The organism is Salinibacterium sp. G-O1 (genome assembly GCF_030063305.1).
Classification (GTDB): domain Bacteria; phylum Actinomycetota; class Actinomycetes; order Actinomycetales; family Microbacteriaceae; genus Rhodoglobus.
Genome location: NZ_JASISV010000002.1, coordinates 592,891 through 615,572 on the forward strand (window position 1 = coordinate 592,891; position 22,682 = coordinate 615,572).

Sequence of the window (22,682 nt, forward strand, 5' to 3'; positions counted from 1 at the left end):
GCTGCACCGTCACGCGCTGGCACAACCGGCCGTGGCGGGTGTAGACCTGAGCCACCATGACAATACTTGTGACCGGCGGCACGGGAAGCCTCGGCCGTCCCACGGTCGAACTGCTACGTGCAGCCGGGAACGATGTGCGGGTGTTCAGCCGCACGCGCGGCCCGGGGCGGGTCACGGGCAACCTCACCTCGGGAGAGGGGCTCGCCGAAGCACTCGACGGTGTGCACACGGTGCTGCACCTGGCGACCAGTGCGGCCAGCGGTAAGGATGCCGCCCAAACCAGGCGACTCCTCGACGCGTCGCTCGCGGCTGGCGTTGCCCACTTCGTCTACATCTCGATTGTCGGAGTCGACGTGAACCCGTATCCGTATTACCGCATCAAGTTCGCCTGCGAACGAGCGATTTCGGAGTCGGGGATCCCCCACACCATTCTGCGCGCGACACAGTTCCACAGCTTTCTGGCGATGCTGGTGTCGGCGCAGCGGCGGTTTCCGTTCATCCTCGCGGCCGACATCCCGGTGCAGCCGATCGCGGGCGAGGAGGTCGCGGCCCGCCTGGTCGAGCTGGTCGGGGCCGCTCCCGCCGGAGCGGTGCCCGACATCGGTGGGCCGGAACAACTCAGGCTGCTGGACGCGATCGCGACACTGCAGGCGGCGGCGGGCACCCACAAGCGTGTGTGGGCGCTGCCGCTGGCGGGGCGCACCATCCGCGCTTTCAGGAGCGGAACCCACATGCCCGGGCTGCCCGGCTTCGGGCGCGAGACGTTCGCGGAGTACGTGCAGCGGGTGGTGCGGTGACCGCGCGGCCCGGCTCGCGGCATCCGGGGCTGGTTTCTCGCGCCAGCCGTGGTACGAATAGGGCGTGAACGAAGCCTTCGTTATCCCGCTCTGGGCTGACCTTCTTGCCGTCGGCATCGGCGCAGCTCAGGGAGCGCTGTTCGCCGCCCAGTTCCGTGACCGCCGGCTCGACCTGCTCGGCGTGGCGATCATCGGCGTCGCGTCTGGCTTCGGCGGCGGTATTTTGCGCGACGTGCTGCTCGCGCAGGTGCCCGCGGCCCTCAGCAGCAACTGGTACCTCGTCGTCGCCACCGCCGCCGCCCTCACCGGCATGTTGCTCGAACGCCTGATCGCACGGCTCGGCCCCCTCATCACGGTGCTCGACGCGCTGACGATCGGGCTATTCGGCGCGATCGGCACCACTAAGGCCCTGGCGATGGGTCTGCCGGAGGTTCCCGCGATCTTCGTTGGCGTGCTTTCTGCCGTGGGCGGATCCATACTGCGCGACGTGCTGCTCAACCGTCCCATCGCCCTGATGCACGTCGGCTCGCTGTACGCGCTGGCTGCCGTGGCGGGCACCACGCTGCTCGCGGTGTTGGTGCGAGTGGACGTGAATGTGTTCGTGGCCGCGTCGGCGTGTGTCGCGATGACGTTCGGCGTTCGCATTCTCGCCGTGCTGTTCAACTGGACGCTTCCCGAGCAGCGAGCCATCGAGAAAATGCCGCGCATCCGCCGCCGCTAGGCCCGGAGCGCAGGCACAACCAAGACCGTACGTTGTTTAGAGATGGCCCTGCAAACCCGGCTTTGCACGCGGCAAAAGGGACTCAAATTTGAGACACGGGGCCCATTCGCTGCAGAGGATGATGATCGGCAGTACGGCCGCTACGAGTGTGCCCACTTACCTATATTGCCGCGCATCGATCTGCACCATCTCTCGGGACACGCTCGACTCGTCCCACCACTACGGTCAGTGGTGAGTACTTGCCGGCCAGGGCATTCTCCAGGTCAGATTCTCAGGTCACGCACGCCGCTATCGTTTCGTCGCGGTGTCGCGAGAGTCTTTGGTGGATAGACACGGGCCCCTATGTGCTTCGTGTCTTTGGGGGTCGAACTAGAAAACGCCCAGAACTCCCCCGCGGAGATGTCCGAGGGGCCACTCGGCTTCGCATTCACCGAGAGCACGATCGATTGGTCTAGTTCGCACGCCGGGTCATACGCAAGTCTCCCCGGACCATCGTCACTTCAATTTTCGAGCCGTCTCCCTGGAGCAGCGCAGATCGAGAGTCTTCAGATACTTCGATGACGCGTGCGCAAGGACCACTTGCGCCCATTGGGTAGACAGAGACTTCGCACACCATCAGGTTCCAACCAGGTCGAAGATCTGCGTAAAGTAGCGGCTCGGCGCCAAACCTGCCAAACGCCGACGGTCTCACCTTCGATATTCCGGCCTGTTTGAATCCAAGAATGCCGACGGCGCTCGATGAGACGCCCAGCCTGTCAGCAACTACGGTCGCACGAATGCCGTCCTTTGAGGCGTATCTTTCACAGCCAGATTTTGTCCCGGATGCAAGCGCTAGCCCCGTGTATACGAGCCTGGCCCGACGGGGGGACCTAACAGCCAATACGACTAGAACAGAGCTTTCAAGCTCCACGGTGAGTTTCCGCACCTGGAGGGACTTGATTCTGATAGCGGGCCGCCCGAATTTGTAGGCAAGCCTTCGCGGGATCGAAATACTCGTTCCCATTGCCACGTGCAGAACGCCGCCTTCCGCCAGCCTGGAAACCTCTGCGGCCCGAATGAATGGCGACATTCTGATCCGGACTCGACCTGTCCTGACATTTGGGGCGGTGTGAGTTGTGTAGATCTCGCTTTCGTAGAGCGGGTCATCGACGCGTAAAGGTCTCCCGAGGGTTAGGGGGTGCGCGGTAATTATCGAAACTCCGGGCGATTCTCTGACAGCAGGCTCCTCGAGTCGAGACACTCGCACCGGGGAGTTCCCGAGCTTCGGTGACGCTTGCCACGGCGCCGCGTCGCTGGTTAGCAACAGCCCCACAAAACCTTTAGACGCCCAGAGGGGGGAGGAAGGACCGGAATATGGTTGTCGGTCAACTTTCCCGTTTTCATTCCAGCGGTACGTAAAATTGCCACCTTCCCAACCACCATCAGCGACTATCCGACTCATCACTCGGCTGGATAGATCTAGGGCGCGCTCACCTCCAAAAGGCACCACGCCCAACATCTCGGCTAGCCAAAATGGGGCAGTGCTACCAAATCGGTAGACCAAAGATCGACCCCGATACAAAATCCGGCCGTCAGAAGCAACCCAGCCGTCGGCGGATTCGACGAATTTCTCTAGGCGAGCGGTTACCTGGCCACGATCCATGATATCCAAGCCCAGATGGGCCATTAGTGGTGGGTAGAAATGAAACGCGAAATGGTTGTAATAGTCAATGCGGTGCGACTCTCCATCTGTGTACCATCCGCCAGACCTGTAGAGGCTGTCGATTTCGCCTGTTCGAGTGAGCACAGATGCTCCTGCGGCCGATGGGAAACCTAGTGAGTCTAGGACTTTAGCTATCACCAAGGGGAAAAGACCCCAGTTGTTGGCGTACACGCTCGCTCGGGTTGCAATCGATAGGTACTCGACTACAGCATGTTTCTCCTGCTCCGAGAGAGGATCCCAGAAAAGCGCCGGAGCGATTGCCAAAGACAACGCAATCGAGGTCGATTCCACGATCGATTGAGCGAAGTCAGTTGGAACTGGCCATATTTTCACCCCGGCAACCAATCCACGGCGATATCGCGCCGAGTAATCAAGGTCGGCCTCGATAAGGTCGTTTTTCAGAAAAGCCAGCAGCAGCATCGACCGCGCAAAGCCCTCCTGCCCGTCAGATAGACGGCCATTTCGACTCGCTTTGCCTGGAAGGAATATCAGAGACTCATCCGCTGTCCGATACTGATCAAGATGCTGAATCGAGCGCTTAGCGACCTGCACAAAGTCCCCCCGCTGGGAAAGGATCATGGCAATCTTCCACGCTTGGAACTGACGAGATCAATGTTCGCCGCCCTCAGCCTTTGATATCTTCCTGCGTCCGGGCCTTCTTGGTTTGGTAGCACCAAGGTCATGCACAGCCACGGGAAGAGCATCCAATACGAGTTCGTGAGGGTCGCGCAGATGAGCAATGCAGCGAAGACAGGGATGGCATCGAACCGTTTCGCGGAGGCGAGAAACACCACGACCAGAAGCCCGCAAAAAATCACTAGACCGACAATGCCCGCGTCGTACAGCCATCCAATCCAGAGGTTGCTCAGGTAGCCTTCCGTGGCCTGGGTGAGATCGAGCGGATGGCGTTGGCTGTACGAATTAACACCCAGGCCAAATTGGTGGGCACTGCTGGTAGCGATGTCATTGAATGCAATATCCCAAGTGCGTACTCGATAGAGGCCCGTGCCTGTGTCGCTAGCCAGTAGGTTGCCAATTTTCCAAGCAAAAGTCCCTCGTTCTGCGCTTTGCGTGATCGGAGCCAAAATCGCTAACACCACCATGAATAGCGCGGCGCCGATGGGGATGAAAACTCCGATTTTAGATCGCAGATCCCAGAGCACAAAGATCGCAAGCAAAACCAGCGCTAGCCAAGCAGCACGAGTATTCGTGAGGACACAGGCGACGGCTATCACGCTGGCGATTAACCCGTACCTTCGCGAGAGCGAGCGGCGCCAGTAGTACATCACAGCTAGCCACCCCACACACGTAGCCCCCATGAGGTTTGGCTCTAGCGAAAGACCACGGACCCGAAACGAATTTCCGCCTTGTGGTGCAGCGGAGAGAGTTGAGGTGCCAGGGAATGCGAGCAACTCAAGGAGACTCAGCGCACAGATTACAAACAAAACCCAAGTCCCGACGCGCACAATCTTCGCCCAGTCAAGGTGCAGGCCCCAGAGAGCAAACAGCACCAACCCGCCGACGGCAAAGTTAGCGAGCATGAAATAGCTTCGAACAGGCGCAAGCGCATTTGCTGTGCTAGACCAAAACGCGACTACTCCGAGCGAAAAAAGGAGTGCGAAATATGCCCACCTCATTCGGGCGGCTCGCCCATGTTCGCGCTCATCACGACGGACGGCGATCACGAGTAAAACAACCAACGCGACGATCGCGTCGATTCGTACTAGCGCTGGACCAAGAGGAAAGCTCACTACTGTCAAGAAGGAACTCGAGATTAAGACGATCACCAGCGCATCGAGATTGGCGAGGGACCACAGGGCTAAGAACAACAGCGGGACTGCGGCGACGCCTAGGACAAGTTCAAGCATTTCCCACCCCACCCCGACCTAGCAATTTCGTTAACTGTCGCCGAAGTTCCCCGAAATCTGACGAGCGGGGCAACGCAAACTGCCACGGGGAATATCCGAAAAACCGATACAACTGGATGAGATTGGTATTGCTAATCACCATAGTCGTCACAACGGCGGCTATGGCCGCACCCCACGCACCAAGACTGGGCACGAGAGAAATCAGAAGCACCACGTTAAACACTAGTCCGACAGCTAGCGAGCCCGATCTGAGCTCCGGTCTGCCTCGCGCCCCCAAACCCATTCCGGCGACGGAGCCAGGCACACCGAGCACAATACCGAGGCAAAGCACGATGGTTAGTGGAATCGACTCCCCAAATTCTGGGCCGAACATCAGCGGAATTAGAATTGGGCTCACACCGGCGATAAATACTGCGGAGACAATCGCGATGATTGTGGAAACGCGCGATGCGGTAGCGAGCCTGGCTACATCGGAATCCTTGCTTTCCGCCGCATAAATCACATCCCGGAACGCTTGATTGGAAATGAGCATGACCTCTGAGAGGTTTACAGCTACGGCGAAAAGTCCAAGCTGGTGTGCATCGCTCAGGGGCAACAGAATCGCCTGACTAAGGCGGGCCGTGAGCATTCCCGCCAGTGTGCCGGCCCAACTTTTGGCCGCGTAGCTCATAAAAGGCACATCAGTCACCTGCCGCCCGGGAGTTGCAACGCGGCGGTACGGCAGGTACGCGATCGCTCCGAGCAGGGGTGCGCCGACGAGCGCTAACGAAGCATTCAAGATCGAAAAGTTGCCCAGTGCAACAGGTATCAATATGCCCGCAACTCGCGCAATCGCAGCGATCGTCCGCTCCGCTGCGATTGTCCCCCACCGTTGGTGCCCGGCCGCAGAAGCTCTGAGCAGGGAAACGAGCATCGAGGGTAGAACAGTGATACTCGCAATGGTTATGACCTGAGCTAAGTAATCGTTCCCACCGCTTAGGGTCGGCGCCAGCAGCGCAACGACCCCCGATGAAGTGATCCCCGCAAGCAAAGTCACCCATATCGCGCGCCGGTTGGCGAACCCCCCGCGACCACTTCCATTCCGCGCCACGAAATACGTCAACGCTTCGGGAAGACCGAATGCGGCGAATGCGGCTATCAGCACAATTACCGCGTTTACTGCGGCAACTTCTCCTCGCCCGGCTGGTCCAGCCTGCTGGGCAACAACCGACGAAGCGACGAGTATGGACGCAGGTCCGACGAGGTTGCCAAAGGTCGAAATTACGAGGCTACGGGCCAACATCGCTACGCGCGGGAATCACGAAGACGGCGCGCCAGTGGCCCCAGGACGAGACGAGAGTCCAACGTCGCGCTCCTGAAGACCAAAACAATTCTTCCGATCAGGCTCCGTGCTTCCTTCGATTGACGCAAGAGGACACGAGCACGAATATTGCGTTCCGACCATTCGGCAACCTCAAGATCTAGAAACTTCGAATAGTGAGAGCGAATTTCGGATGACGCTCGAATGCTGCGATCGGGAGCGACAGTGGACTTTCCGCCAGCAAGGGAGTAGCGGGCGCTCACCTCGGAGTGAACAAGAATCGGCCCTCCGCTCATGCTCGCTCGAACTGCAAGCTCGAAGTCTTCGGCATACTTCGGACTGAGCTGGGGCACACCGTATGTGGACATCGCAAATTTCAAGCCTGTTGTCCTCCACACGAAACAGGCGGGCGGGACCGGCGAATAACCTTTTCGAACTAGGTCCGCGGCTGAAGCGATGCCGCGCTCAGGCCGAATAGCGACATCTGCCCGGCCTTCCACGAAGCCTATAGCTGCTCCCGCCGCTCCTGAGAATTCTGATCCGCGCATCAGCTCACGCAGCGAGCGTTCGACCCCTTTCCGGACCAACTGATCATCGGCATCGAGGAGGACAACGAACGGCGCGGTGACGAGTTCGATGCCTCCGCGACGCGAGGCAGCAGCGCCCTGATTGGGTTGGGAATGAACTGTTGCTCCGGCCTCCCTAGCACGCTGAGCTGTTTCGTCGCTTGAGCCGTCGTCGATAACGTAAACCACCGCAGCTCCAGCTGTAAACGCGCTAGCTATTGCAGTCCGCACGGTCGTTTCTGAATTGAACGCTGGTATCACTACGTCGAAACGCGCTGCCTCAGTCACCGTTTATCTTCCCCCATGCTTTTAAGATCACTGACTCGAACGCGCTCGGCGAATAGGTAGCGAGATACTTCGCACGCGCGTCCGCGCTCTTGGCCACCGCATCATCTATTGACAATGACCGGAGGACTTCCGCCAGTGCACGATAATCCTTGTTCGGATACTTGTATCCGTTGACGCGGTGATCGATGATGCCACCGAGCCCGCCTGCTTCGCTGCCCACAACCGGACGGCCTCTAGCAAACGCCTCTATCGCAACCAAACCGAAAGGCTCTGGTTCATCGGAGGGCACTATGAGGTAGTGCGAGCGGTCAATGATCGCGCCCAATTCTGAGGTCTCACCAATGATTTCAATGCTGTCGATAATGTTCAGCTCGCGCGCCATCTCTGGCACGTCAATTCCTTTCCCGCCAGGAGGTGGGCCACCCGCTACGAGAAGGCGACCCTCAATTTTAGCCTCCTTCCAGGCCAGGAGTAGCGTGCGGTGGCCTTTCCAAGAATTCCAACGACTTGCAACCAAAAGGGAGAGCGGCTTCTCTATTGGAATCGGGGCGACTCGTGCAACGTCCGCGGTAGCGTTTGTGACGATTGTCGAACGCCTACGGAGCCATCCAGGGAGGGAGCCCTCGGCTGCCGACGAGACCGAGACGACATGACTGACGCTCATTGAGAGCACGCCGAGAACATGTCGTTCCATCCCCGACCAGATTTCTTGATTGTGCAAGATGACGGTTCGAACCCCGGCGACCCGCGCTATAACCGCTGCGAGAACTGCGGCGCTGGTCCCGCACCACACAGCGCTCGGCCTTTCCTTCCGGAACATCTGATAAAGCGCAATGGAACGCTTCGCCAACTTCATCGCACCAAATGGAGTCAAGTAGGAGCGACGCAAGATCGGCAAGTCCATAAAGACAACGTCTGTCAACGTTGCGTCGAGTTCCGCGGCAAGTGAGTCGGGCGAGTTGGGCACATCGGTAGGCAGTAGCACGGTATGGGGGCCAATCACGGGCCCCAGTGCGCCTAACACACGTAGCAACATACGGTCCGCACCATACATGTCATTTGATGAGTGAACAAAAATCACCGCAGGGCCATCACCGGGCGGCATCATGACCTCTCACGGGAGCGGATTACTCGACCTGGTACGCCGGCTACCACGCTGTAGGGCGGGACGTCCTTAGTAACGACACACCCAGCAGCGATCACCGAGCCGCGACCCACCCTCACATTGGAAAGAATGGTTGCACCACTACCTATCCAACAATCGTCCTCGATAATGAGCGCTCCCCGCGTCACCCCTTGAGATTTTATCGATTTGACCGTGTCGGTTATTGTGTGGTTCTCGGAAAACAGGCGTACTCCTGGGCCGACCAGCACGTCGTCCCCGATCTCGATCCAACCGGAGCAACCGATGAAGCTACCCGCGCCGACGCTCGATCGACTTCCGATACGCATCCCGAGCCCTGCATCGCCCCCGTAATAGCTGCTGGGTCTGATCATTGCACCGCGACCGATCGAAACGCTGTCGCCAAACTGGATCCCGTTCTCAGAGACACCTTGCAACTCGACATAGTCCTCAAGTACGAGCCGGCCGCTGTATGAGATGAAACGAGCGTTGTACAACGAGACACCCCGGCCACGATATAGAGGCCCGCCTGAGTGCCCGAACCACGGCCTCGACAGGATTCCTCGCAGGTACATCAGACCCGTCCGAGTAAAAATTCGTGAGGAGGCGAGAACCGCATTGCCTCCGCGTACTCCTTTAAAACGCATCCCGATGCCTCCCGACTCTAATTACGGCAACCGGCGCATGGAGTCTCCGCAGTACCAGATTCCCGCAGCGGATCACGGGGTCGTAGTCAACTGCCACTTGGCACTCGTCTCGACTTGACTTCTCTTGTGGACAACGTCGCGAGCGAATTTTCATAGCCCGCCAAGACCGAGCCCCATGAATAGATATCTGCTGCGCGAGCTTTTGCGAGTTCAGAATATCTCGCTTGCTCCACACCATCTGACAGTATGTGGTTCAAAGCGTCGATGATTGATTTTCTTTTCACCGCGGCAATGATTCCGCTCTCACCAAGCACCTCGGTGTTGTACACCGTATCGCGCGCCACGATCGGAGCCCCCAGCGCCATAGCTTGCACCAACGCTGGGTTAGTACCTCCCACACTGTGCCCGTGGAAGTAGACACCAGCGTGTTGCCAAAGAGAAAAGAGCCGCTTGTCATCGCTGACGTGGCCGAGCCATTTGACTCGTGGGTAGTCGGCCGCAAGCTTGGCGGCTGCTTCATCCAATTCTCCGCCATAGCCGCTGGAGCCCACAATCACGATGTCATGCCGTTGAGCCAAGTCTTTGCATGCCTCGAAAAACTCGGGAATCGTATTCTCGGGGACGAATCGCGCAACAACAAGGATGTACCCGCGATGCACCAGCCCAGGCTCGATCGGCAGTTCGGGCTGAGGGTCTCCGCCGTACGGAATGAAAACACCATCACGGCCGAAGTCACGCCGCCAGCGCGCGCCAATGGCTTCGGCGTCGAAGACGAGTTGGGTTGCGAATCTCGCTGTCGCCTTTGCACCGCGGAAGAACACCGCTTTCGCCAGACGACCCCATTTGGCGCGATCCCATTCGATGCCGTCCACATTTACCAGCGTGGGTATTCCGCGCATACGCAGGAACGGGATCCAGAACCCGTTTGCAACATTCATGATCAGCGCCACGTCAGGTTTGCGACGGGCGGCATCAAGCGTTGATGTGAACCCGTAGGAAAGCGTGCTTAGCGACTTGGTCTCGAAACCACGAGTGACGCGGGTCGTGACTCGTGAATCGCGCGTCGGGTCATCGACGCGTGTTGACCCAGGGCGGCCGTACACCGTGACATCCCAGCCAGCGTCGACGAGGTGCGGCGCCAATCGACGCACCGCCGTTTCAAAACCACCGTAATAGCTCGGGTATCCCCTGGTACCGATAATCGCCACCGAGGGCTTGCGGGTATCCGGGCTGGAGACTTTCACTTCTGACCACACGCGGTCGCGACAGCGATTGACGCGAACCTGGGTCGTTCGCGAGGGGCAGCCGCCGTGGCTGCAGGGAAGGCGGTTTCGAATACCGTCATGTCGGCTGCTCCTTAGTGCAGCTTCGACTATATGGACGAACACTCATGAACATCGAACCCGAGGGCCCAACTGAGCGTCGCGGCAACCCGGCCGCTCGCCCAACCGGCACCGCGCTTACGCGTCGACGAGCTCGCGATCGCCGGTCTCGGCACGCACCGCGCGGTTGACCGCAGACACCACAGCCTTCAGCGATGCGGTGGAGATGTCGGCGTCGATGCCCACACCCCAAAGACGCTTGCCGTTGACGTTCAGCTCCACGTAGGCGGCGGCGAGGGCATCCCCACCCGCACTCATCGCGTGCTCGACGTAGTCGTACAGCTTCACGTCAATGCCCTGCTCGGCCATGATGCTGAGGAACGCGGCGATCGGACCGTTGCCGGTGCCGGTGGCCGGCGCAGCAGTCTCGCCGATGCGCAGCGTGATGTCGAGCCGGGTGGAGCCAGCGAGATCGCTGGCCGTCGCCGTGGAGTGCAGCTCGAACCGGCCCCACTTGTGGTCGGTGTTGTGGGCTGGCAGGTACTCGTCGTGGAAGATCTCCCAGATCTGGTCGCTGGTTACCTCGCCACCCTCCGCGTCGGTCTTGGCCTGCACGACACCGCTGAACTCGATCTGCAGCTTGCGCGGCAGGTCGAGCGCGTGGTCGGCCTTCAACAGGTACGCGACACCACCCTTGCCGCTCTGCGAGTTGACCCGCACGACGGCCTCGTAGCCGCGTCCCAGGTCTTTCGGGTCGATCGGCAGGTACGGAACGGCCCAGATCAGCTCGTTGACGTCGACGCCCTTCGCTTTCGCGTCGGCCTCCATCGCCTCGAAGCCCTTCTTGATCGCATCCTGATGCGAACCGCTGAACGCGGTGTACACGAGGTCGCCCGCCCATGGGCTGCGCTCCGGAACGGGCAGCTGGTTGCAGTACTCGGCGGTGCGCTTCACCTCATCGAGGTCGCTGAAGTCGATCTGCGGGTCGACACCCTGGGTGAACATGTTGATGCCGAGCGCCACCAGGTCGACGTTTCCGGTGCGCTCACCGTTGCCGAAGAGGCACCCCTCGATGCGATCCGCGCCAGCCATGTAGCCCAGCTCGGCCGCCGCCACGGCGGTGCCGCGGTCGTTGTGCGGATGCAGCGAGATCAGCACGTTCTCGCGGTGGTTGAGGTTGCGCGACATCCACTCGATGGAGTCTGCGTAGATGTTGGGCGAGGCCATCTCGACGGTGGACGGCAGGTTGATGATGACCTTGCGGTCCGGGGTCGGCTCGAGCACCTCGAGCACCTCGTTGCAGACCTGCAGGGCGAAATCGAGTTCGGTGCCGGTGAAGCTTTCTGGCGAGTACTCGTAGAAGATCTCGGTGCCCTCGGCAATGCTCTCGGCCTCCCGGCAGAGGCGTGCGCCGTTCAGGGCGATGTCGATGATGCCCTGCTTGTCGGTGCGGAACACCACATCGCGCTGCAGCACGCTGGTCGAGTTGTAGAGGTGCACGATCGCCTGCTTCGCGCCGACCAGCGACTCGTAGGTGCGGTTGATCAGCTCGCCGCGGGCCTGCGTCAGCACCTGGATGCGCACGTCATCCGGGATCAGGTCGCCCTCGATGAGCGACCGCACGAAGTCGAAGTCGGTCTGCGAAGCCGACGGGAACCCCACCTCGATGTCTTTGTAGCCCATCTTCACCAGCAGGTCGAACATGATGCGCTTGCGCTCGGGGCTCATCGGGTCGATGAGGGCCTGGTTGCCATCGCGCAGGTCGACGGCGCACCAGCGCGGTGCCACGGTAATGTGCTTCGTCGGCCAGGTGCGGTCGGGCAGGTCGACCGCGAACGTCTCGTGGTACGGGCGGTACTTGTGAATCGGCATTGCAGAAGCCGACTGGGTGTTCTTCATGGTCTCTTACTCTTTCGTCTCAGATGTGGTCAGCCAATGACGGACTCCGCGACGAGTGAGGCCTGAAGTTAGGACTCGTCGCGGCAGCTAAGAAGGAGCAGACCGGTAAGCACGCGTTCAGAATAACACGGCACCCGAGCCGACGTTCGAGACGTCGGGAACGTTGGGTGGTGGATGCCGCGGCAGCAGGCCACCATGGAACCATGTCTCCTCGAACCGCCCGCGCACTGCTGCCACTCATGCTCGCGGCCGCCCTCGGCCTGAGCGCCTGCGCGACCCTATCGCCCTCCCCCGCCGACGGCGGACCAAGCCCTGCCGGCCCCATCGATGTCGTCGGACAGGGCACCGTCATCCAGGTCGGCGATGCCGCCCCCGAGTTCTGCCTGGGTGGCGTGGCCGAGTCGTACCCGCCCCAGTGCTCCGGCCCCGAGCTCAGCGGCTGGGACTGGGCCGCGTATGAGGGGTCCGAGACGGCGAGCAACGTGACGTGGGGCACCTATGCGGTCTTCGGAAACTGGGACGGCAACGTGCTCAGCGTCGACAGCGCGATCATGCTCGCCCTGTATGACACGGTGGCCGAGGTCGATCCACTCCTCGACGAGGCCAACGCAGGCTCATCGAGCGAACAGCAGCTGCTCACCATTCAGGACGGGATCTTCGACGCCGCTCCCGTCGAGGTGCTCTCGAGCTGGCCAGACAACGGCTACCTGTTCGTGTGGGTGGTGTACGACGACGGCTCCGTGCAGGCCTGGGCCGACACCACCTACGGCCCCGACGTCGTGGCGGTGCGCTCAGCCCTGAAGCCCCTCGACGGGTAGAGCCGCGGCGAGCTAGTTCTTCACCTGGCTCGTGGTCACGACCGTCAGCCACGGCCCTGCAGGCACGTCGGCCCGGTCGACGAAACGCCAGCTGACCTTGTCGCTGTCGCCGTCGAGTGACGCGAAGCCGAGGCATCCATTCAGCGCCGGCGACACATCCATGCCCGCGCCCTGCGTCTTGTCACCGCTGAACTTCTTGTTCTCGGGGCGGGCGTCGGTCGTGCCGAACACGTAGTTGGCGTCGTGGTACAGCGTGCCGCTCGAGGGGCCAGCATCCTGCACCTGGCCGTAGCAGGTTGCGCCATTGGGCCCCTTGATCTCCACCCAGGCGTTCTTCATGTACGAATGGTTCTTATCGTTGCAGCGGTTGATTCCGGATGCCGCGTTGTCTGCCGCGGCCCACGGAATAGTCGTGCAGCGCTGCGCGAAACCTATCTTGTCGTTGAGGTCATCGAACGGCAGGTCGAGGTAGAAGGGATTCTGCTTCGGGGTGATGCTCGTCGGGAAGAACCCGTTGGATGCCCGGCGCGTCTCGGTGCGGCACGTGCCCGACGAGGCGACACCATCGCAGCCGCCATAGTTGGCGAACCACTTGGCGTCGTAGGTGGAGAACATCTGGCTGCCATCGGGCAGGGAGGCATCGAAAATCTCGCCCACCCAGAAAGTGGTCGACACGATGTTGGTGTGCAGCGGGTACTTCGCCACCACCGGGATCGGCGCCACAAACGCGATCGGAGCCGGGACGTGCACGAGCGTCGGAGCCGTGACAACAGCGACGGGAGCGGCCATCGGGGTCAAGGTTGGGGCCGCAACCGGGGTTGGCTCGGGGCTGGGCGCGAGGGTTGGCGCGTTCGTGGGCGCGGGCGCTGCGGTCGACGCTGGCGGCTGGTCCTGAAGGGCGACCTCGGCCAGTGCAGGCTCAGCCGTGCTGGGCACGCTAAGTGGGACGTCGCTGTGCTTGTGCTCGGCGTAACCACGAGGAGCGGAGGTGGCGTCGCCAGCGCCGGCCCAGGCCGCCGACGTTCCAATAGTTACGAGCGCGACCACGGCGATGGCGGCTGCAACCGCGAGGCCGGCGCGCCGGTTCACCTGCGTGCGCGTCGACAGGACAGACGCGCGTTCAAGATGCTGATTCATCGTGGAAATCCCCCAAAGCTGCGACGCCTCGATCTCAAATCCCCCCACGAGATCTGCGACACGCCATGTTCCAACGCGATGAATATAACCCAAGAAGGGTGGAATCCCTAGCGCAGGAGCGAATTAGCTTCTGGATGCCGGGATTCCACCCTCGTGGAAGCAGCTGACGTTAGTTGGTCACCTGGCTCGTGGTTACGGTCTTCAGCCACGGTCCGGCGGGCACATCGGCCTCGTCGATGAAGCGCCAGTCGACGTGGTCGCTGTCGCCGTCGAGGGAAGCGAAGCCGAGGCATCCGTTCAGGGCCGGTGAGACATCCATGCCGGCGCCCTGTGAGGAGTCGCCACTGAACTTCTTGTTCTCCGGACGAGCATCGTTCTTTCCGAAGACGTAGTTAGCGTCGTGGTAGAGCGATCCGCTGGATGGGCCAGCATCCTGCACCTGGCCGTAGCAGGTAGCCCCGTTCGGACCGGTGAGCTGCACCCAGCTGTTCTTCATGTACGAGTAGTTCTGGTCGCCACAGTGGTTGACTCCCGAGGCGGCGTTGTCTGCCAGTGCCCACGGAATAGTCGTGCAGCGCTGCGCAAAGCCGGCCTTGTCGTTGAGGTCATCGAACGGCAGGTCGAGGTAGAACGGGTTCTGCTTCGGGGTCATCGAAGTGGGGAAGTAACCGTTAGCCGCGGTTCGCTTCTCGGTGCTGCACTTCCCCGACGATGCGACGCCGTCGCAGCCGCCGTAGTTGGCGAACCACTTGGCGTCATACGTGGAGAACATCTGGCTGCCGTCCGGCAGTGAGGCGTCAAAGATCTCGCCGACCCAGAACGACGTCGCCACAACGTTGGTGTGCAGCGGGTAGCTCGTGCTCACGGGCTCGACCGGAGCCGGGGCGGGAGCGGGAGCGGGAGCGGGAGCGGGAGTCACCGGCAATGCCGATGGGGGCGATACCGGCTCTATCGGGATCGACGTCGGGGTGGCGGTAGGCACTGCCGACGGCGTTGCACTCGGCGTCGCGGTCGGGTTGGGAGTCGACGTCGAGGCCTGGTCGCGTGAGCCAGAACGCTTTCGGTCGCTGCGACCGTCGTGCCGGTGCCCGCGGTAGTCAGACTGGCTGGCCGACGAATCGCGCGAACCCCACTTGTTCTTTCCACCGTTACCGTAGTCGCCGTTTCCCGCCCAGGCGGCCGTTGCGCCGACGGAAAGGAAAGCGAAGGCGGTGATCGCCGCAGCAACCCCCATCGTCTTGCGTCGTTTGACCTGCTTGCGTGCTGCGAGTCTGGTGGCGCGTTCGTTCAACAAGTTCATTCAGAGGAGCTTTCGTGAGTCGGTGACGCACCGATCACAAATCCATCCACAGAATCTACGGCACGCATTTTCTAACGCGGCCACCGTAACCCGCTCACAGGTTTAAGTCACAATTCAGCAACGATTAACCGCCAACACTCAGAAAGCCCTGCCTACATGGGCTAGAATCCCAGGCGGCCCAGCTGCTTCGCGTCACGCTGCCACTCTTTGGCGACCTTCACGCGCATCGACAGGAACACCTGGCGACCCAGCAGTTTCTCGATCTGCGTACGAGCGCGAGCTCCCACCTCCTGCAGTCGCTGCCCCTGGTGGCCGATGATGATGCCCTTTTGGCTGTCACGTTCGACAAAAAGGTTGGCGTAGATCTCGAGCAGGTCTTTCGACTCGCTCTCGATCATGTCGTCAATGGTGACCGCGATGGAGTGCGGCAATTCGTCAGTGACGCCCTCGAGAGCGGCCTCGCGAATGAGCTCGCTGATGCGCGATTCCGTCGTTTCGTCGGTGACCGCGCCCTCCGGATACAGGGCCTCTGACGTCGGCATGAGCTTGACCAGTTCGGTCGCCAGAATGTCGAGCTGAATCTTGTCGAACGACGAGATCGGGATGATCGCATCCCAGTCGCGCAGCGCGCTGACGGCCTGCAGCTGTTCGGCTACGCCCGGGCGCGATGACGCATCGATCTTGGTGACGATCGCCACTTTCTTAGCCCTGGGGAACGAGTCGAGCTGCTCGTTGATGTAACGATCGCCCGGACCGATCTTCTCGTTCGCGGGGAGGCACAGCCCGATCACGTCAACCTCGCCGAGCGTTTCCTGCACAATACTGTTCAGTCGCTCACCGAGCAGAGTGCGTGGTCTGTGCATGCCGGGGGTGTCAACAATGACGAGCTGGCCGTTGCTGTGATGCACAATGCCCCGGATGGCACGACGCGTGGTTTGCGGCTTCGAGGAGGTGATCGCCACCTTCTCCCCCACCAGCGCGTTGGTCAGAGTCGACTTTCCCACGTTGGGTCGCCCGACAAACGAGACGAATCCCGCTCGGTATGGTGCTTCATCAGAATGGGCCACGGTTAGTCCGCCTTTTCAGTGTTGAACGCCGTTTCGGCGTCGATAAGGGCCGCATCGCGCTCGACCAGCACCGTGCTGAGTCGCTTGCGGCGACCCTCCGTGCGGTCGGCCGTGAGCACGAGCCCCGAGTATTCTGCGCTTGAACCGGCGGTGGGAAGCCGTCCGAGCACCTTGGTGATGAGCCCACCCACGGAGTCGACCTCGTCGTCTTCGAGTTCGAGCCCGAACAGGTCGCCCAGTTCGTCGATGGCGAGCCTCGCGCTGACGCGATATCGGCCGTTGCCCAGGTCTTCCACCTCGGCGATGTCGTTGTCGTACTCGTCTGAGATGTCGCCGACGAGCTCTTCGATGAGGTCTTCGAGCGTCACCAGTCCCGCGATGCCGCCGTACTCATCGACGACCATCGCCAGGTGGTTGGATTCGAGCTGCATCTGGCGCAGCAGGCTGTCGGCCTTCTGCGATTCGGGCACGAAGAGTGCTGGGCGTGCCAGCTCCGCTGCGGTCAGGGTCTCGGCATCCAGCGTCTGCTCGTAAACCACCCGAGAGACGTCGCGCAGGTAGATGATGCCCAGCACCTGGTCGATGTCGCCGCCGATGACCGGCATGCGAGAGACACCCTTGCTCAGGAACAGCCCCATGGCGGCGCCCATCGTCGCATCATCATCGATGGTGATCATGTCGGTTCGCGGCAGCATCACCTCGCGCACGACGGTGTCGTTGAATTCGAAGATCGAGTGGATGAGCTCGCGGTCGTCCTCCTCGAGCACCTCGAGCTCAGTCGCCTCGTCCACCATGCTCAGCAGCTGTTCTTCGCTGGAGAAGGTGGCGCTGGGTGGCCGACCGGGCGTGACCTTGTTGCCCAGCGCGACGAGCGCGGCCGCGACCGGGCCGAGCACCACGCGGATGGCGTGCACTATCGGGGCCGAAAACTTCATGATCGGCCTCGCGTTGGCTCGACCCACGCTGCGGGGGCTCGAGCCCACCAGCACGAATGACGCTCCGGTCATGATCAGCGCCGCCAGCAGCAGCGTGATCCACCATTCCTCGATCGAGTACGCGAACGCGAGCGTGACGAGCACAGCGGCCGTGGTCTCGGTGACAATCCTCATGAAGTTGAGCGCGTTGATGTGGGTGCCGGGGTCGCGGGCGATGGCGAGCAGCGACGGACCCGAGCGGCTCTGCGCCGCCAGATCTGACAGGTCGCTGCGGCTGAGGACGCCGAGCGCTGCGTCTGCCGCCGCGAGCAGTCCGCCGAAGACGACCAGGACAACCGCGACGCTGATGAAGATCCCGATCAGCATTCGTGGCTACTTTCGTTGTTCAGCGAGGGCGAAGCCGACGAGGATGTCGCGCTGAAGGCCGAACATCTCCTTCTCTTCGTCGGGCTCGGCGTGGTCGAACCCGAGTAGGTGCAGGATGCCGTGGGTGGTGAGCAGCAGCATCTCTTCGATGGGGCTGTGACCAGCAGTTTCGGCTTGCTCGATCGCCACCTGCGGGCACACCACAATGTCTCCCAGCAGGCCGGCGGGGGTGAGCGCGTCTTCGCTGCCCGGCCGCAGTTCATCCATCGGGAAGCTCAGCACGTCGGTGGGGCCCGGCTCGTCCATCCACTGCACGTGAAGCTGCTCCATGGCCGCTTCGTCGACGAAAACTATCGCGAGCTCCGCGTCTGGATGCACGTGCATCTGGTCGAGCGCGAACACCGAGAGGCGCTGAATGGCCTGCTCGTCGACGGCGACCCCCGACTCGTTGTTGATCTCGATGCTCACGGGGTGGCCTTCCTGTTGCGCCGGCCATCCCGCTCGAATTTCTCGAGCTGCTGTTCGGCGTCATATTGCGTGTAAGCGTCGACGATCTGCCCGACGAGGCTGTGCCGAACAACGTCGGCGCTGGTCAGCCTCGCGAAGTGGATGTCGTCGACGTCATCGAGAATGGATGTCACCAGCTGCAGCCCCGACGCTCCCGCGGGTAGGTCCACCTGCGTGATGTCGCCCGTGACGACCATCTTCGAGCCGAAACCAAGTCGGGTGAGGAACATCTTCATCTGCTCGGGGGTGGTGTTCTGCGCCTCGTCGAGCACGACGAAGGCATTGTTGAGCGTGCGTCCACGCATATAAGCGAGCGGGGCGACCTCGACGGTTCCCGCTGCGAGCAGCTTGGGCACGAGCTCGGGATCCATCATCTCGTTGAGCGCGTCATAGAGCGGGCGAAGATAAGGGTCGATCTTGTCGGTGAGCGAGCCCGGCAGGAAGCCGAGCCGCTCCCCCGCCTCGATGGCGGGACGGCTCAGGATGATGCGCTCCACCTCTTTGCGCTGCAGGGCCTGCACCGCCTTCGCCATCGCCAGGTAGGTCTTGCCCGTTCCGGCCGGTCCGATTCCGAAGACGATCGTGTTGTCGTCGATCGCGTCGACGTATTCCTTCTGGCCCAGAGTCTTGGGGCGCACACTCTTGCCGCGCGAGGTCAGGATCGCCTGGCTGAGCAGCTCTGCCGGGCTGCCCGACTTCGATTCGAGGATGCGCGCCGACGATCTCACCTCGACGGGGCCGAGGTCAACGCCATCCCGAACCAAGTGCACGAGCTCGTCTACGAGCACTCGTGCCGCATGCACCTGGTCTGCGTCGCCGCTGAGGGTGATCTTGTTGCCCCTGACGAGCACCTCGACGAGCGGGTACTGCTTCTCGATGGTGTGCAGCAGGCGATCCTGCGGACCGAGCAGCCTCACCATGGCCACGCCATCCACCTCCAGGTCGACCCGGTTCTCGAGCTGACCGGCGTCGGCACGGTCGCGTGCGGTGGATTTGTCGCTAGAAACCAAGGGAGCCTTCCGTGAGGGTTCCGCCGAGTACGTGAGCATGCACGTGGAAGACGGTTTGTCCGGCATTTTCGCCGGTGTTGAAGATCAGACGAAACTGGCCGCCGCACTGTTCGTCGGCAAGCTGTTGTGCGGTGGCGACGAGTTCGGCGAGCAGCGCGGGGTCGCCGGCGGCAAGCTCCGTGACGTTGCTGTACTGCTCGGTCTTGGGAACCACGAGCACGTGCACCGGTGCCTTCGGGGCGATGTCGCGGAACGCGATGATCGTGTCGCTTTCGAAGACGATGTCTGCCGGGATTTCGCGCGCAACGATGCGGGAGAAGATGCTCGGCGAATTCGACATGATTACAGCTTAAGGCGCTTCGGGCGGCGGCGTGCCTACCAGCGTCCCAGCTTCGCATTCAGCACTGCGAGGGCCGCGGGGCCGGCGGTGGATGTGCGCAGCACCTCGGAACCGAGGCGCACCACAGAGGCTCCGGCCGCGGCCAGCGCGTCGAGCTCGTGGGAGGCGATTCCGCCCTCCGGTCCGACGACCAGGATGAGGTCGCGGTCGTCGACCTCGAGCTCGCTCAGCGTCGCTTCTGCGGTCGGCTCGAGCACGAGAATCCGGGCGCCCTCGGCCAACTTCACCAACTGGCGGGTGGTAACCAAATCGAGCACATCGGGAATCCACGATCGAAGAGACTGCTTGGATGCCTCGCGCACGACGGCCATCCAGCGGTCACGACCCTTGGCAACCTTCGCGCCCTCCCAGCGGGAGATGCTGCGCGCTGCCGTCCACGGGATCACACCATCGATCCCCAGCTCGGTGGCCGCCTGGACCGCGAGCTCGTCGCGGTCGCCCTTGGCCAGCGCCTGGGCGAGGAAGACCGCCGGCGTGCGACGCTCCTCAATCTCGACTGTCGCAACCTCGATGGCAAGCTCGGTGTGCTCCGCGGTCACGATGACACCGGTCGCCACGAGCCCCGCACCATTACCGATGGCGATGGTCTCCCCCACCGCCAGGCGCGACACCGTGACGGCATGACGAGCCTCGGAGCCCACAATGGCGATCCTGTCGCCGATGGCAGCAGACTCCAGAGTCTCGTCGATGTAGAAGTGGGCCACGGTTACAGGTTCAGAAACCGATCGCGCAGCTTCGTGAACAGTCCCTGCTGGAAGTGCGCGAAGTGCGGTGGCGTGGCCTTGCGGGCGCCCGCCAGCTGCTTGATGAGCTCCTGCTCCTTGTGGTTGAGCTTGGTGGGCGTCATGACCTGCACGCCGATCTTCAGGTCACCACGACCGGCGCCACGCAGGTGCGTGATTCCCCGGTCGCGGATGGTGATGACCTCTGCGCTCTGGACACCGGGCTTGATCTCGATGGAGATGTCGCCGTCGAGCCCCTTCACCGTGGTGCGCGTGCCGAGGATGGCATCCGTCATCGCCACCTCGATCGTCGCCAGCAGGTCGTCGCCGTTTCGGCTGAAGGTTTCGTGGTGTCGCACCTTGATCTCGAGGAACAGGTCGCCATTCGGTCCGCCAGCGGGTCCGACCTCGCCCTGCTCGGGCATCTGGAGGCGCAGACCGGTCTCGACGCCGGCCGGGATGTCGACGGGGATGGTGCGGGATGCCCGAACGCGACCCTGGCCCGCGCAGGTGGCGCACGGGTTGACGATGATGGTGCCGTAGCCGCGGCACGTGCCACAGGGGTTAGATGTGAGCACGTTGCCAAGCAGGCTGCGCATGGTGCGCTGGATCTGGCCCGAGCCGTGGCAGATGTCGCACGTGATGGGCGAGGTGCCCGGCGCTGTGCACGAGCCGTGGCAGGTTTCGCACAGCACTGCCGTGTTCACCTCGAGGTCACGCTTGGTGCCGAAGATCACCTCGTCGAGGTCGATTTCGACGCGCACGAGCGCATCCTGTCCGCGTTCCCTGCGCGAGCGCGGACCGGTCGTGCGGCCGCCACCACCGCCGAAGAAGGTTTCGAAGATGTCGCCGAAGCCGAAGTTGGCGCCGCCGCCGAACCCGGCCTGCGGGCCGATGTCGTATTGCTGGCGTTGCTGCGGGTCACTCAACACGTCGTAGGCGTGGGTTACCGACTTGAACCGCTCCGAGGCGTCAGCGCTCGGGTTCACGTCGGGGTGCAGCTCGCGCGCCAGGCGGCGGTAAGCCTTCTTGATTTCTTCAGGAGTGGCACTGCGGTCAACGCCGAGTACCTCGTAGTGGTCTGCCAAAAGTTGATGTTCCTCAGTTATTCCGTGCCGAGCAGCCGCGAGAGATAGCGAGCTACTGCTCGCACCGCGGCCATGTTGTTCGAATAGTCCATGCGCGTAGGGCCTAACACCCCGAGTCGCGCCACACTTCCCCCAGACGAGGAATATCCGCTGCTCACAACGGATGTCTCGCCCAGGCCGTATCCCGCATTCTCGCGACCGATGCGCGCCAGCACCCCACCGGGCTCGATTTCCATCTCGCCGAAAAGCTTGAGCAGCGTCACCTGCTCTTCGATGGCTTCGAGCACGGGATAGATGCTGCCGCTGAAATCTTCCTCGGTGCGAGCAAGGTTTGCCGTGCCGGCCATCAGCAGCCGGTCCTGCTTGTTGGCGAGAACCTGCTCAGACAGGCTCGCCACGATCTGCTTCACCATGTGGTGACGTTCTGGCGCGAAACTCTCCACAAACGTGGTCAGTTTTGTCGCGGCATCCGCCAGCCCAAGCCCACCGAGCGAGGAGTTCAGTTTCGCGCGCAGCTCGCCGATGAGAATCTCGTCGATGGGGGTGGCAATGTCGAGCACTCGCTGCTCGACCCGACCCGAGTCGGTGATGAACACCGTCATCAGGCGCGTGTCCGTGAGCGGCACAAGTTCGACGTGACGCACGCGCGCCGTCGACAAAGAGGGGTACTGCACGAGCGCCACCTGGCTGGTGAGCTGCGACAGGAGCCGAACTGTGCGTGCGAGAACGTCGTCGAGGTCGACGGACTGGCCGAGGAATGCCTCGATAGCCCCGCGCTGGGCCGGCGTGAGCGGCCGCACGTCGCTGAGCTGGTCGACGAAAACGCGGTAGCCCTTGTCGGTGGGCACCCGGCCGGAAGACGTGTGCGGCGCGGTGATGAGCTCCTCGTCTTCGAGGAGGGCCATGTCGTTGCGAATCGTGGCTGCAGACACACCGAAAGAGTGGCGTTCGACAATCGATTTTGAGCCGACCGGCTCGCGGGATGCGACGTAGTCCTGCACGATGACGCGCAGAACTTCGAGTCCGCGATCCGAAACCATGCCGTCACCCGCCTCTCGCTGCTGGCACTCAATCGTGTGGACTGCCAATTGTATCGTGA

At 62.0% G+C, this 22,682-nt stretch carries 21 protein-coding genes; 3 read left to right on the forward strand and 18 right to left on the reverse strand.

Going from position 1 to position 22,682, the window contains the following annotated elements:
• Nucleotides 1–56 precede the first annotated feature (56 nt).
• Nucleotides 57–797 (forward strand): SDR family oxidoreductase, encoded by a 741-nt coding sequence (locus QMG83_RS09270; RefSeq protein ID WP_283505083.1) that lies wholly within the window; start codon nucleotides 57–59, stop codon nucleotides 795–797.
• A 64-nt stretch (nucleotides 798–861) separates the two neighbouring features.
• On the forward strand, nucleotides 862–1,518 hold the full coding sequence (locus QMG83_RS09275) for a trimeric intracellular cation channel family protein (protein ID WP_283505084.1): 657 nt from the start codon (nucleotides 862–864) through the stop codon (nucleotides 1,516–1,518).
• A gap of 451 nt (nucleotides 1,519–1,969) precedes the next feature.
• Here the strand turns inward: QMG83_RS09275 and QMG83_RS09280 are convergent, their stop codons facing one another.
• From QMG83_RS09280 to leuA, 8 genes are all read right to left on the reverse strand, one after another.
• Complete coding sequence (locus QMG83_RS09280) at nucleotides 1,970–3,799, reverse strand: DUF2264 domain-containing protein (protein ID WP_283505085.1); 1,830 nt, start codon at nucleotides 3,797–3,799, stop codon at nucleotides 1,970–1,972.
• Nucleotides 3,796–5,088: an O-antigen ligase family protein gene (locus tag QMG83_RS09285; protein ID WP_283505086.1), complete on the reverse strand. Its 1,293-nt coding sequence runs from the start codon at nucleotides 5,086–5,088 to the stop codon at nucleotides 3,796–3,798. Before QMG83_RS09285 ends, QMG83_RS09280 begins: the two co-directional genes overlap by 4 nt.
• Nucleotides 5,081–6,370 (reverse strand): oligosaccharide flippase family protein, encoded by a 1,290-nt coding sequence (locus tag QMG83_RS09290; protein WP_283505087.1) that lies wholly within the window; start codon nucleotides 6,368–6,370, stop codon nucleotides 5,081–5,083. The genes QMG83_RS09285 and QMG83_RS09290 overlap by 8 nt, the downstream gene beginning before the upstream one ends.
• A 2-nt stretch (nucleotides 6,371–6,372) precedes the next feature.
• Nucleotides 6,373–7,242, reverse strand: a complete 870-nt coding sequence (locus QMG83_RS09295; RefSeq protein ID WP_349357731.1) for a glycosyltransferase family 2 protein — start codon at nucleotides 7,240–7,242, stop codon at nucleotides 6,373–6,375.
• On the reverse strand, nucleotides 7,235–8,350 hold the full coding sequence (locus QMG83_RS15420; RefSeq protein WP_349357733.1) for a glycosyltransferase family 4 protein: 1,116 nt from the start codon (nucleotides 8,348–8,350) through the stop codon (nucleotides 7,235–7,237). The genes QMG83_RS09295 and QMG83_RS15420 overlap by 8 nt, the downstream gene beginning before the upstream one ends.
• Nucleotides 8,347–9,012: an acyltransferase gene (locus tag QMG83_RS15425; RefSeq protein ID WP_349357735.1), complete on the reverse strand. Its 666-nt coding sequence runs from the start codon at nucleotides 9,010–9,012 to the stop codon at nucleotides 8,347–8,349. Before QMG83_RS15425 ends, QMG83_RS15420 begins: the two co-directional genes overlap by 4 nt.
• Before the next feature lie 86 nt (nucleotides 9,013–9,098).
• Nucleotides 9,099–10,256 carry a glycosyltransferase gene (locus tag QMG83_RS09310; RefSeq protein WP_283505088.1) on the reverse strand — a complete coding sequence of 386 codons (1,158 nt, stop codon included), beginning with the start codon at nucleotides 10,254–10,256 and terminating at the stop codon, nucleotides 9,099–9,101.
• Between the two features lie 216 nt (nucleotides 10,257–10,472).
• A complete protein-coding gene (leuA, locus tag QMG83_RS09315) occupies nucleotides 10,473–12,233 on the reverse strand; it encodes a 2-isopropylmalate synthase (protein ID WP_283505089.1) in 1,761 nt (586 codons plus the stop codon).
• A gap of 203 nt (nucleotides 12,234–12,436) precedes the next feature.
• Here leuA and QMG83_RS09320 point away from each other — a divergent pair, with 203 nt between their 5' ends.
• Complete coding sequence (locus QMG83_RS09320; RefSeq protein WP_283505090.1) at nucleotides 12,437–13,051, forward strand: hypothetical protein; 615 nt, start codon at nucleotides 12,437–12,439, stop codon at nucleotides 13,049–13,051.
• Between the two features lie 12 nt (nucleotides 13,052–13,063).
• On the opposite strand, the gene QMG83_RS09325 is transcribed toward QMG83_RS09320, so the two are convergent.
• The 10 genes from QMG83_RS09325 to hrcA form a co-directional block, all read right to left on the reverse strand.
• Nucleotides 13,064–14,188, reverse strand: a complete 1,125-nt coding sequence (locus tag QMG83_RS09325) for a hypothetical protein (RefSeq protein ID WP_283505091.1) — start codon at nucleotides 14,186–14,188, stop codon at nucleotides 13,064–13,066.
• 169 nt (nucleotides 14,189–14,357) lie between these two features.
• Nucleotides 14,358–15,488 (reverse strand): hypothetical protein, encoded by a 1,131-nt coding sequence (locus QMG83_RS09330; protein ID WP_283505092.1) that lies wholly within the window; start codon nucleotides 15,486–15,488, stop codon nucleotides 14,358–14,360.
• A gap of 161 nt (nucleotides 15,489–15,649) precedes the next feature.
• Nucleotides 15,650–16,555: a GTPase Era gene (gene era, locus QMG83_RS09335; protein ID WP_283505093.1), complete on the reverse strand. Its 906-nt coding sequence runs from the start codon at nucleotides 16,553–16,555 to the stop codon at nucleotides 15,650–15,652.
• 2 nt (nucleotides 16,556–16,557) lie between these two features.
• Nucleotides 16,558–17,856, reverse strand: a complete 1,299-nt coding sequence (locus tag QMG83_RS09340) for a hemolysin family protein (RefSeq protein ID WP_283505094.1) — start codon at nucleotides 17,854–17,856, stop codon at nucleotides 16,558–16,560.
• A gap of 6 nt (nucleotides 17,857–17,862) precedes the next feature.
• Entirely contained in the window at nucleotides 17,863–18,324 is a 462-nt protein-coding gene (ybeY, locus tag QMG83_RS09345) for an rRNA maturation RNase YbeY (protein ID WP_283505095.1), read from the reverse strand.
• Nucleotides 18,321–19,373 (reverse strand): PhoH family protein, encoded by a 1,053-nt coding sequence (locus tag QMG83_RS09350; RefSeq protein ID WP_502949020.1) that lies wholly within the window; start codon nucleotides 19,371–19,373, stop codon nucleotides 18,321–18,323. Before QMG83_RS09350 ends, ybeY begins: the two co-directional genes overlap by 4 nt.
• A complete protein-coding gene (locus tag QMG83_RS09355) occupies nucleotides 19,363–19,713 on the reverse strand; it encodes a histidine triad nucleotide-binding protein (RefSeq protein WP_283505096.1) in 351 nt (116 codons plus the stop codon). Before QMG83_RS09355 ends, QMG83_RS09350 begins: the two co-directional genes overlap by 11 nt.
• Before the next feature lie 35 nt (nucleotides 19,714–19,748).
• Nucleotides 19,749–20,477, reverse strand: a complete 729-nt coding sequence (locus QMG83_RS09360) for a 16S rRNA (uracil(1498)-N(3))-methyltransferase (protein ID WP_283505097.1) — start codon at nucleotides 20,475–20,477, stop codon at nucleotides 19,749–19,751.
• Nucleotides 20,478–20,479: 2 nt separating this feature from the next.
• Nucleotides 20,480–21,583 (reverse strand): molecular chaperone DnaJ, encoded by a 1,104-nt coding sequence (gene dnaJ / locus QMG83_RS09365; RefSeq protein WP_283505098.1) that lies wholly within the window; start codon nucleotides 21,581–21,583, stop codon nucleotides 20,480–20,482.
• Nucleotides 21,584–21,600: 17 nt separating this feature from the next.
• Nucleotides 21,601–22,623, reverse strand: a complete 1,023-nt coding sequence (gene hrcA, locus QMG83_RS09370; RefSeq protein ID WP_283505099.1) for a heat-inducible transcriptional repressor HrcA — start codon at nucleotides 22,621–22,623, stop codon at nucleotides 21,601–21,603.
• Nucleotides 22,624–22,682: the final 59 nt, after the last annotated feature.